Source organism: Streptomyces sp. R35, from assembly GCF_041053035.1.
Lineage (GTDB): Bacteria > Actinomycetota > Actinomycetes > Streptomycetales > Streptomycetaceae > Streptomyces > Streptomyces lutosisoli.
In genome coordinates, this window is record NZ_CP163440.1 from 2,711,870 (window position 1) to 2,729,793 (window position 17,924).

A 17,924-nucleotide genomic window follows, 5' to 3' on the forward strand; every position below is an offset into this window, starting at 1 on the left:
CGCTGAAACCTTGACAACTCCCCTTGTCACACACGAGATTTACGCGCGTAGAAGTTGCACGGCCACCCGGCCGCCCACACTTCCACGCGCGTCACCGGCCCGCACGCAGGTCGCGCTCCCCCCACTGTTCCACCCTCGTCCCGGCGCTCAAGTACGTCCCCGGAGGGATTCCCTTGCCGAGCAAGAGAACGACGCGCATAGGCGCGCTGACCGTCGCCGCGGTCTGTTCGACCCTTTCCGCCGTGGTGCTCACCACCCCGGCTCACGCGGACACCGTCCGCATCCACGACATCCAGGGCACGACCCGCCTCTCCCCGCTCGCGGGGACGAAGGTCACGGACGTACCCGGCATCGTCACCGCCGTGCGGACCTACGGTTCTTCGAAGGGCTTCTGGCTCCAGGACCCGAACGCCGACGACAACGCGGCAACCAGTGAGGGCGTCTTCGTCTTCACCAGCTCCACCCCGAAGGTCGCCGTCGGAGACTCCGTCACGGTCTCCGGCACGGTCTCGGAGTACGTCCCGGGCGGCGCGTCCACCGGCAACCAGTCGCTGACGGAGATCTCGAAGCCGACGGTGACCGTGCTCTCCAGCGGCAACGCCGTCCCGGCCGCGACGGTCGTCGACGCCTCGTCCGTACCGGACGACTACACCCCCCTGGGCGACACCGCCGCGAGCGGCTCGATCAACGGTCTGCCCCTGGAGCCGACGAAGTACGCCCTGGACTACTACGAGTCCCTTGAGGGCATGAACGTCCAGGTCGCCGACACCCGTGTGGTCACCGCCACCGACCCGTACAGCGAGCTGTGGGTCACGGTGAAGCCGAACGAGCACGCCAACCACCGCGGCGGCACCGTCTACGGCTCGTACACCTCGCAGAACACCGGCCGCCTCCAGATCCAGTCGCTGGGTGCGACGGCGGACTTCCCGAAGGTGAACGTCGGCGACACGCTCGCCGGCGTCACGGCCGGCCCGCTGGACTTCAACCAGTACGGCGGCTACACCCTCGTCGCCAGCCGGCTCGGCACCGTGGAGAGCGCCGGTCTGGAGCGCGAGACCACGCAGAAGCAGTCGAAGAACGAGCTCGCGGTGGCGACGTACAACGTCGAGAACCTCGACCCGTCCGACGCCACGTTCGAGGAGCACGCCGCCGCGATCGTGAACAACCTGCAGTCGCCCGACATCGTGTCCCTGGAGGAGATCCAGGACAACAACGGCGCGACGGACGACGGCACGGTCGCCGCCGATGTGACGGTGAACAAGCTGATCGACGCGATCGTCGCCGCGGGCGGCCCGACGTACGACTGGCGCTCCATCACGCCGACCAACGACACCGACGGCGGTGAGCCGGGCGGCAACATCCGTCAGGTGTTCCTGTTCAACCCGGAGCGGGTCTCCTTCACCGACCGCGCGGGCGGCGACGCCACCACCGCGGTCGGCGTCACGAAGGTGCACGGCAAGGCGCAGCTCACCGCCTCCCCCGGTCGCATCGACCCGAGCAACACGGCCTGGACGACCAGCCGCAAGCCGCTGGCCGGCGAGTTCGTCTTCAAGGGCAAGACGGTCTTCGTGATCGCCAACCACCTCAACTCCAAGGGTGGCGACCAGGGTCTGACCTCGCAGTACCAGCCGGTGACGCGCAGCTCGGAGACCCAGCGTCACCTCCAGGCGACGGCGGTGAACGCCTTCGTCAACCAGATCCTGGACACGCAGAAGAACGCCGACGTCATCACCCTCGGTGACATCAACGACTTCGAGTTCTCCGACACCGCCAAGATCCTCGAAGGTGACGGCGAGCTCTGGTCGGCGATCAAGTCGCTGCCGAAGAGCGAGCGTTACACGTACGACTACCAGGGCAACCAGCAGGTCCTGGACCAGATCCTGATCAGTCCGTCGATCCGCAAGGACTGCTTCGAGTACGACAGCGTGCACATCAACTCGGAGTTCAACGACCAGATCAGCGACCACGACCCGCAGGTGCTGCGGTTCCGGCCGTAGGCCTGTAACGGGCCGCGGCCCCGGCCGCAGCCCGCACAGGGAAGAGCCCGGCCCCGTCGTCCGGGGGGCCGGGCTCTTCCCCTGCCCGCGCCCAAGGCCTGCCTTGGATCAGTCCTGGGCGCCGAACACGCCGTTCAGCCAGCCCTGCCAAGCGGTCTCGTTCCGCTTGGCGTCGGCGTCGGCCGCGAAGTCGTGGACGCTGATGCCGACCGGCGCGCCCCAGTGGTTGCGCCCGAAGAAGCGGATGAGGGCGTTGTCGGTGCGCAGCCCGATGAAGTACGGGTCGCGGTAGTCGACCACGGCGTCGAGGACCGCGCCGTCGGGGCCCTGGGCCCGGACCCGCGCGCCCCCGGCGGTGTCGTCCGCGAGGCCGAGCGCCCGCCCGACCGCGGCGAAGGCGTCGGACGCCATGGACGCCCCGGGTCCGTCGAACGTCGAGAAGGCGACCGGGCGGCCCGCGAAGTGGGTCAGGTACTCGCGCAGGGTGTGCAGATAGAAGTCCGTGTGCTTGCTCGCGCCGTCGTACTGGTTGTCCCAGTCCTCGACGAAGATCCCGCTGTGCACGTACCGCATCCAGGAGCGGCGGCCGTCGTCGCGCGGCTCGATCGTCTCGTCGATCTGGTTGAGGGTCTGCTGAGAGATGCCCTCGACGTCCTCGACCAGGCTGGTCAGCCGGTGCGGGGGGTCCCAGTTGGTGAGCGTGGAGCCGAAGGGCCCGGCCCCGCCCTGGCGCGGCTCGAACTCCATCGGCCACAGCCAGCCGCCGGTACCGCTGGTGATCGCGTCCCACACCTCCTGCGGCGGGGCATCGACCTCGAACTCACGGGCGATCTCGAATTCCTTGGACATGGTGGTTGGCTCCTGAGTGATCAGTGTCCGGCTTCGACGGCTTGAGCGGCGTCCGCGACATCCGCGATGCCTGCGGGTTCAGCGGCTTCAGCGGCTTCAGCAGTTTCGGGTTTGAGCGTGGGGTGGACGGCGACGACGATCCGGTGCGGGCGGCCGCCCTCCGCGTTCCCGTCGTGGTACTTGCGGATCAGCGCGCCGACGCCGACCGTCAACTCCTCGATGAACGCGGCCCGGTCGGCGGCGGAGGCGAAGGTCACCTCACCGTCGAGCGCGTACGTCGCGAGCCGCTTGCGGGCCTTGGCCGCACCGGTGATCAGCGAACCGACGTCCCGTACGAGCCGGGCGGCGAGCGCGAGCAGCCAGCGGGCGGACAGCTGGTCCCGGAAGCGGTCCGGGTCGGGCTGCACGGCGGCCAGGGCGAGCGGCGAGATGACGTACGACGCCGCGGTCGCGCGCATCAGCCGCTCGGTGACATTGCCCTTGCGGCGCTCACCCGCGAGCTCGACCAGGCCGTGCCGCTCCAGCGCCTTCAGGTGGTAGTTCACCTTCTGCCGGGGCAGCCCGACCTTCCCGGCCAGCATGGCGGCCGACGCGGGCCCGGCGGCCAGCTCGGCCAGCAGCCGGGCCCGTATGGGGTCCAGCGAGACGGCGGCGGCCTCGGCGTCCTCGATCACGGTCACGTCCAACATGACTCCACCCTCCCACCGAAAACTTTTTTTGTCCAGACGGTGAGAGTTGTCGGTGGAGGTCATGGCGGGGGCGGGGGTCAAGGCGGACGTCGGGACGGTCGGAGTCGCCGGCGGGAGGGCACGGCGAAACCGGGCGGCGGCACCCTGGTGCGCGCCACCCCTGGCGCCGCGGCCCTCACCGGGCCTGTGGCCCGCCCTCGTCCAGGCGGGCCAACTGGGTCTGGAACCAGTCGAGTCGGGCCTGCAGCAGGGCCGCCTCGGCAACGAGCTCGGAGACGCCGAGGTCGGCGGGCGCGGCCACCGCGCCGCTCCCGGCCCGGACCCGCAGCCCCTCCCCCGCCAGCCGTGCGAAGGAAGCGAGCGAGAGGGACGTACGACCGCGCACGCATCCCGCGCACGCCGCCGTCAGCGCGCGCCACCCCGGCCGCCCCCAGCCCGCGTCGGCCAGGGCCCCGGCCACGGCGCCGCAGGCGCACGGGCCGACAGTCGCGGTGCGTACCCGCTGGCGGGCGTAGCGGAAGCCCTGCTCGAAGCGGATGTAGGCGCCGAGGACGGTGACGTCGAGGAGGACGGCCGCGCGGTGCTCGGCGGTGCAGAGCATCGCCTCGGCGGCGGCGGAGTCGTGTACGCAGTGGAAGCCGCAGTCGCAGCGGCGGTGCGGCGCCCGGTGCCGTCGCCCGTAGACACAGCGCGCCTCGTCCAGCACTCCGTACGGCAGCGCGCCACCCAGCGATACGCCGGTGAACCCGGCCCGGGTGCCGTCCTGCGACAGCACCGGGTGGGCGATCTTGTATCCGGTCGGCGGCTCCGTCGGTCGTTCCTCGGGGAGCCGCAGCCTCATCGGGCGACCGGGACCTCTTCAGGCACGGACGCCTCCAACTCCTCGACCACTTCGGGGAGTTCCTCGTCCTGCGTGTGGGCCTGCTCTTCCGCAACTCCGGTGGCGAGTGCCTTGCCGAGCCTCATGACGCCTCCCGCGATCTGCCGCCGACTTCCGTTCTCGCCATGGTGACCCATAAGGGGCCGATTTGGCACTAGGGCCTCGATGCCCCGCGAGCCCGCACTCCGTAGCATTCGTTGCCAGTACCTCGTAGAAGAATTAAGTGGAGCTTCACGGTCGAGGTGCCGAGACTGTCGGCATGACGACACCGGGTCCCACTCCCTTCGGCCGCGCCCTCTGCGCGATGATCACCCCTTTCACCGAGGCGGGCGCGCTCGATCTCGACGGCGCGCAGCACCTCGCCGACCGGCTGGTGTCGGACGGCTGTGACGGGCTGGTCCTCTCCGGCACCACGGGCGAGTCCCCGACCACGACGGACGCGGAGAAGTCCGCGCTGGTGCGGGCGGTGCGGGAGGCGGTCGGGGAGCGGGCGTCGATCGTGGCGGGGGTCGGCACGGCCGACACCCGGCACACCGTGGAGCTGGCCCTGGAGGCCGAAAAGGCGGGCGCGGACGGGCTGCTGGTGGTCACGCCGTACTACAGCAGGCCCCCGCAGGACGCCGTCGAGGCGCACTTCCGCGAGATCGCGGACGCCTCGGGGCTGCCGCTCGCGCTGTACGACATCCCGGGACGCACCGGCACGCGCATCGAGCCGGACACGATGATCCGGCTCGCCGAGCACCCGAGGATCGTGGCGGTCAAGGACTGTGCGTACGACCTCCTGGGCACCCAGAAGGTGCTGGCCCGCACGGAGTTGGCGTACTACACGGGCTGCGACGAGTACGTGCTCGCGACACGGGCGGTCGGCGGGGCCGGTTTCATCAGCACCGTGGCGAATGTGGCGCCCCGTCAGTTCCGGGCGATTCTCGACGCGTTCGATGCGGGGGACACGGCCGGGGCGGCCCGCCGCCAGCGGCAGGCCGTCCCCCTGGTCGAATCGATGATGGCGGGGGGCCTGCCCGGCACGGTCACGGCCAAGGCGCTGCTCGGCGCGCTCGGGCTGCCCGCGGGTCCGGTCAGGCCGCCGCTGCGGCCCGCCGACCCGGCGAGGGTCGACGGGCTGCTGGCGGCGTACGAGCAGCTCGTGGCCGCCTGAGGCCGGGCCGTCGGGGCCACGGTCAGCGCTCGGCGAAGACCGGCTGCCAGTCCTGCCGGGAGAAGTCCGTCTGGTGCGCGTGCGGACCGCTCAGCTGGACGAACTTGTCGCTGCCGATCGTGACCAGGACGAGCATGGGCCGGTACTCCCCCGAGCCCGGAGCCCGCTCATAGGCGATGAGCCGCTTGGCGTCCACCCAGGCGAGCAGCTCCGCGCCGCGCACCAGGGTGATCCGCTTGCCGGTACGGGGATCGACGATCTCGGAGTACGAGGTGTCGGGGCGCTCCTTGGTCAGGCCGACCGCGGCGAGCCTGCCATCCGGGGAAAGCCGTGCGGAGACGTCCGAGCGTAGGTACTTCTCGTCGGCGGGCGCGGCGACCTTCCGGCCCACGAGGTCGTAGAACTGCTGCATGCCGTCATGGCCTCCGATGATCGCCGAGTACACGAGCCTGCCGTCGCGGCTGAAGGCGAAGTCCTGGCGCGCGTTGGTGTCACGGCCGGGCGGGACGCTGCTCCAGGAGCTCTTGCCGGAGGCCATGTCGAGGACGAGGAAGCCGGTCCTGCTCGACTTGCCGAAGCGCGGCACCCACTCGAGTGCGGCCTGGTCCTTCTGCCTGTCGCGCAGGTCCGGGTTCTCGCCGTAGGTCGTGGCGACGAGCTTCTTCCCGTCGCGCGAGAACGCGAGCCCGCCGACCCCGCGGTCGACCGGGATCCACCTCTCGATCTTCCCGGTGGTGAGGTCGAGCAGGCCGATCCGGTGGGCGGGCAGGCCCTGTTCCAGGACGGCGGCGGTCCGCATGCCGGGGGCGACGGCCACGGCGGACCATCGGGTCGTCTTCTGGTACGTGCCCGTCTTCTGGTCGAGCAGCCAGTAGGTGCGGACGACGACGCCCACGTCGTCCGTCTGCGCGACGGTCTTCGACGTGTAGTACGCGGCCAGCGCCACGTTCCCGGCCGAGATCAGATCGCGCGGCGGCGACTGGTCCGGGTGGGCGTGGACCTCCTTGGAGTCCAGTACGCCCGCCGGGCGCACGTCGTCCTTGCCGGAGTCCAGCAGCGGCACCGCCACCGCCATCGCGACCACGGCGGCCGTGGCGGTGGCGACGGACGCGAGCCTGCGGGTGCGGCGGCGCCGATGGGCCGCCAGTACCCGGTCGGCGAACCCCGGTCCCGCCGACGGCTGTTCGGCGGCCTGCTGCCGCAGGGAGTCGCGCACGAGTTCCTCGACGTTCACGGACCTACCTCCACGGGCGAGAAGTCACGGGACGGCGGCTGTTCGGCGTTCCCCGGGCCGAGTTCGGCCAGTTCGGGGGCGAGCGCCCGCAGCCGGGCGAGCGAGCGGTGTGTCGTGGACCGCACGGTCCCGACGGAGCAGCCGAGGAGCCGGGCCACGTCGGCCTCGGGCAGATCCTCGAAGTACCGCAGCACCAGCACGGTGCGCTGCCGCGCCGTCAGCCGGGCGAGCGCCCCGCGCATCACCATGCGCAGTTCGGCGGCGGACTGGGCGTCCGCGCCGAGCGACGCCTCGGGCGGCTCGGCGACGCTCAGTTCCCGTCTGGGCCACTTCAGCCGCCAGCGGCTCACCTGCTGCCGGTACAGGATCTGTCGTACGTACGCCTCGGGCTCGTCGATGCGGTTCCACCGCCCCACGGCCTTGACCAGGGCGTTCTGCAGCAGGTCCTCGGCGGCGTGCCGGTCGCCGCCGCTGAGCAGTACGGCCGTCTTCAGCAGCGCGGACGACCGGTTCGCCACGAACTCCCGGAAGCTCTCCTGCGCTTCGGCATCCATCGTCACCTTCTCTTCCTCGGCGGCCCCCGTGGCCCGCCCCTGTGCTCCTTGTGACGCGCGTGCCCGCCCGCCGCTATGTCCCCGGGCCGAAGTTATTTCCCGGGCTCTCCCCCTCGACGTCGCTTACGGTGACCCCGTGAGCCGACCTCTGCTCTTCCTCGACGTCGACGGCCCCCTCAACCCGTACGCGGCCCAGCCGGAACGCCGGCCCGAGGGCTACACGACGATCCGGGTGGCCCTGACCCTCGGCAGGCCCCTGCGCGTCTGGCTCCACCCCGATCACGGCCGCGCCCTGCTCGCTCTCGGCTACGACCTGTGCTGGGCCACCACCTGGATGGACGCCGCGAACCGCTGGATCGCCCCGGTCATCGGCCTCCCCGAACTCCCGTACGTCGACTTCACGGGCGCCCTGTTCGCCGAGCGCCCCGACGGGGTGCACTGGAAGACGGAACGGATCGTGGCATACGCCGAGGGCCGCCCCTTCGCCTGGGTGGACGACGAACAGAGCCCGGCCGACGACGACTACGTCGCCGCCCACCATCCCGGGCCCGCACTGCTCCACCACGTCAGTCCCCGACTTGGCCTGCGCGAGGGCGACTTCACGGCGCTGGCGGAGTTCGCCGCGGCTCACGCGGCGGAGCTGTAGCACTCCACGGACGAGTGGGCGTTGTACACGTCCAGGAGGCGGTCGACGGCCGAGGTGGCGTGCGTCTTGGTGCAGAGCTCGCCGAGTGCGACGGGTGAGCCGTCCGCGTACGTGTATCCGTACGCGCTGGGGCTGACGTCGGCGTGGTAGACGACATCGCGGCCGGTCTGCCGCTCCAGCAGCGTCTCGGAGAGCTGGAACGCCCCGAGAAGGTCGGCGTGGGCGATGCAGCCCCAGGACAGCGGATCGTGGAAGTCGCCGAGCCGGTCGACATTCGGCGACGCGCCCGGGAACTCGACGGCACAGACCTCGGTCACCGCGTTGAAGGCATGGTCGATGCCCACACATCCGACGCTGTAGGCGTCCGGCCCGAAGCGGGCGGCCACACCGAACTGCCGCGAGCAGAAGTCGTTCCAGTGGGCCTCGGACAGCGTGTTCACCTCGGGATTGCCGGGGTTGCCGGGGTTGTCACGCGGCGGCACGTTGTCGTCGGAGGGCGTGTCACCCGGCGGCGCGTCGGCCGGAAAGGAGGTGGTCGAGGGCGAGGCCGAGGCCGAGGAGGTGACGGTGGGTTTCCGGGACGGGGAGGTGCCTGGTTCCGACGTTCCCTTCGAGCCCGGCTCGCTCTCCGGTCCGAGGGGCACACGCGAGGTGGGCGTACCCGAGCCCGCGGGCGCCGGCACGGCTCCGGGCACCGCCCCGGCCGCCGGGGACGGCCCGGAAGCCCGGTCGTACGGCAGCCGCACGGCGAGCGTGCCGAGCCCGCCCAGCAGAGCGAGGAGCAGGGCCCCGACCACCAGGAGTCCGGCCACCGGGACACGGTCGGGCAACCGCCCCCGCTCGAATGCGGCGAGCTCCGCGAGACGCGTCTTGATGTCCGGATACGGCGGGAACCAGTGCGTCCAGTTCTCCTTCTCGGATTCCGGCCGCGGCGGGGGACCGACGAAGCACAGCTCCTCGACGAGCCGGCCGCCGCGATCCGGTGTGGTGAGTACTACCCCGAGCTCTGTCAGTATCTCGACCAACGCGGGCTTTTCGCCGGTCAGTTGTACGGCGACGGCGTCGGCGGCGACCACACGTCGTCCCACGATCTCCGCCCGGGTGACCCGCGCGAGCAGCCACGGAACGCCGAAGAGCACCAGGACGCGCACCGAGGCGAGCCACAGGACCACGCCGATCGCCCTCGTGATCACGAGGAGGATCATGCTGTCGACCATGTAGTCGGCCTGGCTCTGCCCCTCGTGGCGCGGCACCTCCGGGTCGCCCTTCCTGAAGCCCCGCGACACCATGCGCAGCAGCTCGGCGATCTCCCGGGCGGGCACGGCGAGGGACAGCGACCAGCCCAGCAGGGCATACGACAGCCAGGTCAGCGTGGTGCCACGAGCAGCCGTCGCTGCCAGTTCGTGCGCGGCGACGGCCTCCAGCAACTCGCCGTCGTCACCGCACAGTTCGACGAGACCCGAGGTGAAGACGACGGTGGCACCCCGGCCGTACCCGACCACGAAGGCGTTGGCAGCGACGTCGTCGATGACGCGCACCCGCGGGACGTCCACCCCGAGCTGCGCCGCAAGACGAGCGACACTCTCCTCCAGCTGCCGCTCGGCCGGCTCCCGCGCACTCCGCATGCCCGCCACCGCACTCGACAGCCGCGCCGATGCCGCCACGAAGGTGAGCGTGACCAGGAACGCGACGAGCCAGAGCACCACGAGTCCGGCCTTCGCGAAGCCGGCGATCGCGGCCACGACCAGGGCGACCAGCCCGGCATTGAGGACCGCGACACAGATCAGCACACCCAGCAGAACCCGGTGCCGAACCCGTTGCCCCGCCACATACGCGCGCGCCTCGCCGACCGCTCCGTCTTCTTCAGCCGCCGGAACCATCCCCACCACCAGCCCTCGACCGCTCACAGACGGTCACGGCAAGGGTGGCAGCATTCACTCGCGGTGAAGTCGGACAAGAGGCGTAATTCCAGCACCAGTCGAAGCACACTGAAAGCCGCGCGCCCGCGCCCCGTAAGGGGCGCGGGGCTGTGACACATGCGGCTCCGCCGCGTGGGCGCGACCAGCCACGAACTACCCGCAGCCGAAGAACGACCTGATCAGTTGTGGCTGTGCAGAACCTCGTTCAGCCCGCCCCACACCGCATTGTTCGGCCGCGCCTCCACCGCTCCGGAGACCGAGTTGCGGCGGAAGAGAATGTTCGAGGCGCCGGACAGCTCCCGCGCCTTGACGATCTGCCCGTCCGGCATGGTGACACGGGTACCGGCGGTGACGTACAGCCCCGCCTCGACCACACACTCGTCGCCCAGCGCGATACCGACGCCCGCCTCCGCACCGATGAGGCACCGCTCGCCGATGGTGATGCGGACGTTGCCGCCACCGGACAGGGTTCCCATGGTGGACGCGCCGCCGCCGATGTCGGAACCGTCGCCGACCACGACACCGGCGGAGATACGGCCCTCGACCATCGACGTGCCGAGCGTGCCCGCGTTGAAGTTCACGAAGCCCTCGTGCATGACGGTCGTGCCCGCGGCGAGGTGCGCGCCGAGGCGGACCCGGTCGGCGTCGGCGATGCGGACGCCCTTCGGCGCCACGTAGTCCGTCATGCGCGGGAACTTGTCGATGGAGGTCACCTGGAGGTGCAGGCCCTCGGCGCGGGCGTTCAGCCGGACCTTCTCGACGTCGTCGACGGCGACCGGGCCGAGCGAGGTCCAGGCGACGTTGGCGAGGTGGCCGAAGATGCCGTCCAGGCTCTGGCCGTGCGGCTGCACAAGGCGGTGCGAGAGCAGGTGCAGACGCAGGTACGTGTCGTGCGCGTCGAGCGGCTTGTCGTCCAGCGAGGCGATGACCGTACGGACCGCGACCACTTCGACGCCACGGCGTGCGTCCGGGCCGATGGCCTTGGCCGCGCCCTCACCGAGCAGCTCCACGGCCCGCTCGGCGGACAACCGCTCGGTACCGGCCGGGCCGGGCTCGGCGGACAGTTCGGGGGCGGGGAACCAGGTGTCGAGAACGGTGCCGTCGGCGGTGAGGGTGGCGAGCCCGGCGGCGACGGCGCCGGTGGTACGAGTAGCAGTCGTGTCGGTCATGGGGAAAACCTAACTTGGCGGAGGCCGCCCGGGCGAACCGGTGCACGGGGCGTCTCAGGTACCGGGCGGTCACCTGGTCACGGGGAGCGTGCGGGCTCGCGGGCTCGCAGGGTCACCGGACGGCCGGGCCCACGCGGGTTCAGCGCATCACCCGCCCCAGCACCTCCCGCGCATACTCCTCGTCGTACGACGTCCCCGTCAGCAGCACCTGGAGACAGATGCCGTCCAGCAGGGCGACGAGTGCCCGGGCGGTGACGGGATCCGTGCGCCGGGCGAGGGGCTCGACGAGGCTTTCGACCCACTGGGCGGCGACGGGGCGCAGAGCGGGGCGGCGGAGGGCGGCGAGGTAGAGCTCGTACTCCAGCTCGATGCCCGTGCGGTCGCCCCCGAGCCACTCGCCGATCAGGGCGGCGAGTTCGGCGGCGACGTCGACGTCGGGGTCCTCCAGCGCGCCGTGCGCGGCGAGGACCTTGGCGAATCCCTCGTTGGCCTGGCGCAGGGCGGCGACCATGAGTTCGTCGAGGGTCTTGAAGTGGTACGTGGTGGAGCCGAGCGGCACATCGGCCTCGGCGGCGACGGAGCGATGGCTCAGCCCGGCGAGGCCCTTGGCGCCCACGACACGGATCGCCGCGTCGATGATCCGCTGCCGCCGCTCGGGGTCGTACCGGCGCGCCATCAGTGCGCCCCGCCCAGGTTCAGCAGCACGACCCCGCCGATGATCAGCGCGATCCCGGCGACCTTGGCCGCGTTGAGCCCCTCCCCGAGGAACACCATGCCGATCGCGGCGATGACTGCGGTGCCGACGCCGGCCCAGATCGCGTAGGCCGTGCCGACCGAGACGGTCTTCAGGGTCTGGGCGAGCAGCGCGAACGCGATGACGTATCCGAGGCAGGTCACCAGCGACGGCCACAGCTTGCTGAAGCCCTCGCTGTACTTCATGGCGGTGGTGGCGCCCACTTCGGCGGCGATGGCTCCGGCGAGCAGCACGTATCCCATGCGTACGAGTGTACACATCGATGCGTACACCCGTACACAAAGTCGCCCCACAACCCCCATAGGCACCACCTGGCGCACCGGATATCGTTCGCGATCACAGTGGGGGCTGGAGTCACGGGACTCCCTGAGCATCGGAGCGCAAGGGCGATGTCGGACACATCGGGGTGGGGACCATCAGGGCCGTACGGCGGCCCTCCGGGCGGCTGGGGCTGGACACCGGCGCCCCCTCCGCCCAAGCCGGGTGTCATACCCCTGGCACCGCTCGGCGTGGACACGGTCTTCGGCGGCGCCTTCGCGACGATGCGCCGGTACGCGAAGCCACTGTTCGGGTTCGCCGTCCTGGTCAACCTCGCACTGGCCGCGCTGATGGCGGGCGCGGCGGCCGTCGCGTACGCCGCCGTGAGCGATCACGTGCACGCGATCTACGACACGACCCGTGATCCGCGCTGGGCCGACTTCCGGCCCGTCCTGTTCGCGTTCGGCGCCGTGTGGGTCTTCGCGCTCGTGGGCCTGACGGCCGCGAGCGCCCTCGTCCATGCCTCGTGCTCGGCGACCCTGCACGACGCCGTGCTCGGCCGGCGGGCCACCCTCGGCCAGATCTGGCGGCGGACCTGGCCGCGCACCCCGTCGGTGCTCGGCGTGATGCTGCTGCTCGGTCTGATCCTGATGATCCCGCTGCTGTTGTTCGCCGCGGTGTTCGTCTCGTTCTTCGTGGCCATGCTCCTGGGCAGCGATCTGCCGTACGGCATCTTCTCCCTGTTCTTCCTGCTCATGCTGCTGGCCGTGCCGCTGGCCGTGTGGCTCTGGGTCCTGTTCTCCTTCGCCCCGGCCGCCGCCGTACTGGAAGCGGCGGGGCCCGTGCAGGCGCTGCGCCGCTCGGTGCGGCTGGTGCGCGGCGCGTGGTGGCGCACCTTCGGCATCACCCTGCTCGGCGGTCTGACGACGCTGATCCTGTCGCTCGCGATCCGGCTCCCGCTGACGTTCGCGATGCCCACCCCGCAGCCGTACGACCCCTCGTCGCCGACGGCCTCGGACGCGGCGGACGTCTGGGCGCAGAGCCTGCCGCACGTGGGCGTCTATCTGGCGCTCTCGCTGCTCGGAAGTCTCGTCGCCCAGTTGTTCACCATGGTGTTCCTGCCGCTGGTCTCGACCCTGCTCTACATCGACCAGCGCATCCGCAGGGAGGGGCTCGCGGACATACTCCTGCACGCGTCGGCGCCGCCTCAGCCGCCCGCCGCGCCGGACTCGGACCGCGAGTGAGGCGGTAGGGGGAGACGGCCGGGGCGGCGGCCCTCCCCCGCGGCGCGGGCGACCGCCACCGGCCGGGCCCGGCTGCCACCCGCCTCCCGCCTCCCGCCTCCCGCCTCCCGGTACAGCGAACGCGACACGGCGGCACAGGCGATGAACAGTCAGGTCACAGCCTTGCCCGCGATCCCGACCGACATTTCCGACGGATTCCCGCGCACACGATTGACGCGCGTAGACGACACGCGTAGAACACCATCCGTACATCGCCGCGTAACACCCAGCGCCTAGAAATCTCCGCGACCGGTCAACAGCACGTCCATGCACCAACTCGCCCCGCTCTTCCGCCCGTTGAAGGGACGCACATGGACAGAACGCTCAGGCTCGGCGCCCGCGCGACGGCCGCCGCTCTCATCGCGTCGGGGGCGCTCGTCGCCCTCCCCCAGACCGCGCAGGCGGCCACCGTCACGATCTCCGCCATCCAGGGTTCGACCCGGGTCTCCCCGTACAGCGGCTCCTCGGTCACCACCACCGGCATCGTCACCGCGATCCGCTCCACCGGCTCCTCGCGCGGCTTCTGGATCCAGAGCGCGAGCGGCGACGGCAACGCGGCGACCAGCGACGCGATCTTCGTCTACAAGGGTTCGACGACGCCGAGCACGACGGTCGGCAACAGCGTCACGGTCACCGGCAAGGTCTCCGAGTACTACCCCGACACGGACGGCGGCAGCCAGTCGCTCACCGAGATCTCCAGCGCGACCTGGACCACCAACTCCACCGGGAACACGCTGCCTTCGGCCACCACGATCAGCGACTCGACGGTCCCCGCCACCTACACGCGCACCAACAGCGGCGGCTCCATCAACTCGTACACCCTGGCCCCGACGACGTACGCCCTGGACTACTACGAGTCCCTGGAGGGCATGCGCGTCTCGGTCGGCAGCTCGCCCGTGGTCGGCCGGACCGACGAGTACAGCGAGCTGTGGGTCAACGTGAAGCCCTCGCAGGTGACTTCGGCGCGCGGCGGCTCGCTGTACTCCTCGTACAGCAGCCAGAACTCGGGCCGTGTCCAGATCAGCACGCTGCTGTCGTCCACGTTCCCGACGGCGAACGTCGGCGACACGCTCTCGGGCGCGACCGGCGTCATGGACTACATCGCGTACGGCGGCTACACCCTCCAGGCCACCACGCTCGGCACGGTGACCTCGGGCGGTATCGCCAAGGAGACCACTACGGCCCAGTCGACGAGCCAGCTCTCGGTGGCGACGTACAACGTGGAGAACCTCGACCCGACCGACGCCGCCTCGAAGTTCACGGCGCTCGCCTCGGGCATCGTGACCAACCTCAAGTCGCCCGACATCGTGGCCCTGGAGGAGGTCCAGGACAACAACGGTGCCACGGACGACGGCACGGTCGACGCGAGCACCACGCTCTCCACGCTGATCGCCGCGATCAAGACGGCGGGCGGTCCGACATACGCGTACACCCAGATCAGCCCGACCAACGACGCCGACGGCGGTGAGACCGGCGGCAACATCCGCCAGGTCTTCCTCTACAACACCGCGCGCGTGGGCCTGACGTCACGCACCGGCGGCACCGCGACGACCGCCAACTCGGTGGTGAACAGCAGCGGTACGGCGCAGCTGAAGTACTCGCCCGGCCGGATCGACCCGACCAACTCGGCCTGGGACGCCAGCCGCAAGCCGCTCGCCGCGGAGTTCACCTTCAACGGCTCGACGTACTTCCTGATCGCCAACCACTTCGTCTCCAAGGGCGGCGACTACTCGCTGCACAGCCAGTACCAGGCCCCGACCCGCTCCTCGGAGACCCAGCGCACCGCGCAGGCCGCGGCCGTCAACTCCTTCGTCGACTCGATCCTCGCGGTCCAGTCCTCGGCGAAGGTGATCGTCCTCGGCGACCTGAACGACTACCAGTTCTCGACCACCGCCACGACCCTTGAGGGCGGCGTACTGACCGACCTGGTGGACACCCTGCCGGCGTCGCAGCAGTACACGTACGTCTACGACGGCAACTCGCAGGTCCTCGACCACACCCTGGTCAGCTCCGCGATCACGTCGTACGACTACGACATCGTCCACATCAACAGCGAGTTCTCGGACCAGACCAGCGACCACGACCCGCAGGTCGTCCGGATCACTCCGTAGCGAACGGCCGGGCCCAGGGTCCGTCCGGCGGGTCCGTCCGGCGGGCCGGCCGGACAGACCCTAGGCCCTGAACTCGGACGTGGTCATCAACTGGCTGGCCACGGGCCCCGGTTCACGCACTCGCGCCAAGCGGTCGAGCATCCGCCGCTTGGCGTGGGCGGCCCGTCGCAGGACCTCCACGCGCCGATAGCGCAGCAGTTCGGCGGGGTCGGGGCGGACGGCTTCGGCCAGTTCATAGCCGTACGAGGTGAGCCTGTCGCCCAACACGTCGTCGCACAGGGCGATCTGAGCGGGCGTCAGGCGAGTGGCCCAGTTCCCCGCCCTTGAGGTGTCCACCACGCCGTGGGTGCGCCGGTGCCAGGTCTTCCGTGCGGGCACGGCCACCTCGGCCACCCGGTACGGCTCGCTCATCTCGGGGACGTACTCCTCCCCCAAGAACCCGCACACACCGCGCAGTTGACCCTCGGGGTCGGACACCAGGTCCTCGAAGCGCAGCTCGTGCCAGCTGCCGGATCCCAGCCTGTGGGCGTACTTGCGCGTGGTGTCCATGACCTGCGACCAGGTGGCCACGGCCTCGTGGAAGCCGCGATGCCACCAGGGCATGCCGAGCAGCGAGGCGACACAGTCCCGTCCGTCCCGTACGAGATGGATGAACTGGGCGTCGGGGAAGAGCCGCAGAATCTCCGCCACGTGCAGCGCGTACGCGGGCCGCTTGTCCCCCCACCGGACCTTCCCGTGCTCCTCGGCGTACGCCTGGAGCGCGATCCCCAGTGCCGACCCGAGCGTGGGCGGCCCCTCGGTGATCCGCTCGGCCACGCGCCCGGGGTCCACCCCGAGCTCATGGAACCGCGTCTCCTTGCGCGTGGTGATCCACTGCGCGAGCCCGGCCCGGTTGCCGCGCTCATTCAGATCACCGAAGCCCAGCCGCTTCTCGTAGGCGGGCAGAACGAACCTCGTCTCGGGCGGCAGCGCGATCCGTGGATGCGCGTGCAGCATCAGCTGCAGCAGTGTGGTCCCGGAGCGGGGACAGCCGAGGACGAAGACGGGGCGCAGGGAGTCAGACACGGTTCCACGCTGCCGCGAGCCTATGAGGCCGGACTGGGATCACGCTGAGAATGCCGTGTGAACCCGCCGCACCCCGGGCCGGGCCGGCGCCGAGTTCCTGTGGACTTCCCATGGATCACCGAGGAATCGATCAGGCATCACCGGGATATCACTCGGGGATCACTGGGGGAAACGGCTGCTCGGACGTCACCGTGTCCACTACTGTTTCACCAGTCGCGCACATGGCCTCCACGGCTACCGCCGTTCCGAGCGCCCGCGCCCCCCCACTTGTGCTGAGACCAGTAGATCTCTTGTTACCGCGACCAGCCGACGAATCCGCGCTCGCCACGGGCGACGCTGGAGGAACGCGCATGCCAGAAATAACCCCTGGGCCCGACCAGCCCGCTCACTCCACGGAGCTGGAGCCCTGGCGCCCCAGGCCGCACGGCACGCCCTACCCCGTGCAGACGGATCTCGCCCCCGAACCCCCGGCGCCATGGGAGGCCGGACGGGTCACGGACGAGGGCCGGCTGCCCGGGACACGACGGCTCTGGCTGGCCGGCGGGCTGGCCGTGGCGGTACTCATCGCCACGGCGACCGCAATCGCCCTACAGGACAACGGTTCTGACGACTCATCACAGAACCGGGCGAACGAGACCACCTCCGACACGGGCCTGCTGTTCCCGCCCGGCGCCTCCGCCGGGACCACCGGCCCGACCGTGGCCCCGGCCGGCAAGACCGCCCTGGCCCCGCCGCAGTCCTCCCCCTCCGCCACCGCCTCGCGGGGTTCCGCCTCGCCCAAGCCCTCGGGACAGGGTTCCGACGCCGAGCCCGCCCCCGGACAGTCGAAGCCCGTCTCGTCCAGCAAGTCCCCCTCCTCGAAACCGACTTCCTCGCTGAAGTCGATCCGGTCGGTCAACTACCCCGACCGCTACTGGCACGTGAGCGACGGCGCCGTCCGGCTCGATCCGGTGGGTTCGGGCAGTTCGGCCACGACCAAGCAGGACGCCAGCTTCAAGCTGGTCGAGGGACTCGCGAACTCCTCCTGCTACTCCTTCGCCACCACCGACGGCACCTATCTCCGCCACCGCAACTTCTCCCTGCGCGCCGACCGCGACGACGGCTCCGACCTCTTCGAGAAGGACGCCACCTTCTGCCCCCGGACGTCGTCGTACTCCGGCGCCGTCATGCTGGAGTCGGTCAACTACCCGGGCCGCTATCTGCGCCACCGCAACTTCCAGCTCCGCCTGGACGCGTACGAGAACAGCACGCTCTATCGGGCGGACTCGGCGTTTCGTGTGGTGAAGGGCTGGGACTGAGCCCCGAGGGTTCAACGGGAGAAATCCGTTTCCCTCAGGTGGAGCGTTCACGCATGCACCCG

The 17,924-nt window shown here is 70.6% G+C and carries 17 protein-coding genes; 6 read left to right on the top strand and 11 right to left on the bottom strand.

The genetic code is table 11. The features are described from left to right. The first annotated feature begins 173 nt into the window (after positions 1-173). Complete coding sequence (locus tag AB5J50_RS12625) at positions 174-1,997, top strand: endonuclease/exonuclease/phosphatase family protein (protein ID WP_369257589.1); 1,824 nt, start codon at positions 174-176, stop codon at positions 1,995-1,997. A 108-nt stretch (positions 1,998-2,105) separates the two neighbouring features. Here AB5J50_RS12625 and AB5J50_RS12630 read toward each other — a convergent pair whose 3' ends face one another. The 4 genes from AB5J50_RS12630 to AB5J50_RS12645 form a co-directional block, all read right to left on the bottom strand. Next, positions 2,106-2,846, bottom strand: a complete 741-nt coding sequence (locus tag AB5J50_RS12630; protein ID WP_369257591.1) for an SRPBCC domain-containing protein — start codon at positions 2,844-2,846, stop codon at positions 2,106-2,108. A 20-nt stretch (positions 2,847-2,866) separates the two neighbouring features. Next, positions 2,867-3,535 (bottom strand): ArsR/SmtB family transcription factor, encoded by a 669-nt coding sequence (locus AB5J50_RS12635; RefSeq protein ID WP_369257593.1) that lies wholly within the window; start codon positions 3,533-3,535, stop codon positions 2,867-2,869. Between the two features lie 175 nt (positions 3,536-3,710). Continuing rightward, positions 3,711-4,376, bottom strand: coding sequence for a hypothetical protein (locus tag AB5J50_RS12640; protein WP_327427815.1), 666 nt, complete (start codon positions 4,374-4,376; stop codon positions 3,711-3,713). Continuing rightward, entirely contained in the window at positions 4,373-4,501 is a 129-nt protein-coding gene (locus AB5J50_RS12645) for a hypothetical protein (protein WP_327427816.1), read from the bottom strand. The genes AB5J50_RS12640 and AB5J50_RS12645 overlap by 4 nt, the downstream gene beginning before the upstream one ends. 173 nt (positions 4,502-4,674) lie before the next feature. Between AB5J50_RS12645 and dapA the strand changes: the two genes are divergently transcribed. After that, a complete protein-coding gene (gene dapA / locus AB5J50_RS12650; protein WP_369257595.1) occupies positions 4,675-5,571 on the top strand; it encodes a 4-hydroxy-tetrahydrodipicolinate synthase in 897 nt (298 codons plus the stop codon). A gap of 22 nt (positions 5,572-5,593) precedes the next feature. Here the strand turns inward: dapA and AB5J50_RS12655 are convergent, their stop codons facing one another. Then, positions 5,594-6,805 (bottom strand): YncE family protein, encoded by a 1,212-nt coding sequence (locus AB5J50_RS12655; RefSeq protein WP_369257597.1) that lies wholly within the window; start codon positions 6,803-6,805, stop codon positions 5,594-5,596. After that, positions 6,802-7,359 (bottom strand): SigE family RNA polymerase sigma factor, encoded by a 558-nt coding sequence (locus AB5J50_RS12660; RefSeq protein ID WP_369257599.1) that lies wholly within the window; start codon positions 7,357-7,359, stop codon positions 6,802-6,804. The genes AB5J50_RS12655 and AB5J50_RS12660 overlap by 4 nt, the downstream gene beginning before the upstream one ends. A gap of 136 nt (positions 7,360-7,495) precedes the next feature. Between AB5J50_RS12660 and AB5J50_RS12665 the strand changes: the two genes are divergently transcribed. Continuing rightward, positions 7,496-8,005 carry a hypothetical protein gene (locus AB5J50_RS12665; RefSeq protein ID WP_369257601.1) on the top strand — a complete coding sequence of 170 codons (510 nt, stop codon included), beginning with the start codon at positions 7,496-7,498 and terminating at the stop codon, positions 8,003-8,005. Here the strand turns inward: AB5J50_RS12665 and AB5J50_RS12670 are convergent. The 4 genes from AB5J50_RS12670 to AB5J50_RS12685 form a co-directional block, all read right to left on the bottom strand. Next, positions 7,987-9,885, bottom strand: coding sequence for a M48 family metalloprotease (locus AB5J50_RS12670; RefSeq protein WP_369257603.1), 1,899 nt, complete (start codon positions 9,883-9,885; stop codon positions 7,987-7,989). The two genes, AB5J50_RS12665 and AB5J50_RS12670, sit on opposite strands and share 19 nt — an antisense overlap. 218 nt (positions 9,886-10,103) lie before the next feature. Then, entirely contained in the window at positions 10,104-11,093 is a 990-nt protein-coding gene (gene dapD, locus AB5J50_RS12675) for a 2,3,4,5-tetrahydropyridine-2,6-dicarboxylate N-succinyltransferase (RefSeq protein ID WP_327427822.1), read from the bottom strand. 139 nt (positions 11,094-11,232) lie between these two features. After that, positions 11,233-11,769 carry a TetR/AcrR family transcriptional regulator gene (locus AB5J50_RS12680; protein ID WP_369257605.1) on the bottom strand — a complete coding sequence of 179 codons (537 nt, stop codon included), beginning with the start codon at positions 11,767-11,769 and terminating at the stop codon, positions 11,233-11,235. Then, positions 11,769-12,089: a multidrug efflux SMR transporter gene (locus AB5J50_RS12685; RefSeq protein WP_327427824.1), complete on the bottom strand. Its 321-nt coding sequence runs from the start codon at positions 12,087-12,089 to the stop codon at positions 11,769-11,771. The genes AB5J50_RS12680 and AB5J50_RS12685 overlap by 1 nt, the downstream gene beginning before the upstream one ends. A 147-nt stretch (positions 12,090-12,236) precedes the next feature. Here AB5J50_RS12685 and AB5J50_RS12690 point away from each other — a divergent pair, with 147 nt between their 5' ends. After that, complete coding sequence (locus AB5J50_RS12690; RefSeq protein ID WP_369257607.1) at positions 12,237-13,349, top strand: hypothetical protein; 1,113 nt, start codon at positions 12,237-12,239, stop codon at positions 13,347-13,349. Positions 13,350-13,699: 350 nt separating this feature from the next. Continuing rightward, positions 13,700-15,499 (top strand): endonuclease/exonuclease/phosphatase family protein, encoded by a 1,800-nt coding sequence (locus AB5J50_RS12695; RefSeq protein ID WP_369257609.1) that lies wholly within the window; start codon positions 13,700-13,702, stop codon positions 15,497-15,499. Between the two features lie 60 nt (positions 15,500-15,559). Here AB5J50_RS12695 and AB5J50_RS12700 read toward each other — a convergent pair whose 3' ends face one another. Further along, positions 15,560-16,564, bottom strand: a complete 1,005-nt coding sequence (locus AB5J50_RS12700) for a sulfotransferase (RefSeq protein WP_369257611.1) — start codon at positions 16,562-16,564, stop codon at positions 15,560-15,562. A gap of 350 nt (positions 16,565-16,914) precedes the next feature. On the opposite strand from AB5J50_RS12700, the gene AB5J50_RS12705 reads away from it, so the two are divergent. Then, complete coding sequence (locus tag AB5J50_RS12705) at positions 16,915-17,862, top strand: AbfB domain-containing protein (RefSeq protein WP_369257613.1); 948 nt, start codon at positions 16,915-16,917, stop codon at positions 17,860-17,862. Positions 17,863-17,924 lie beyond the last annotated feature (62 nt).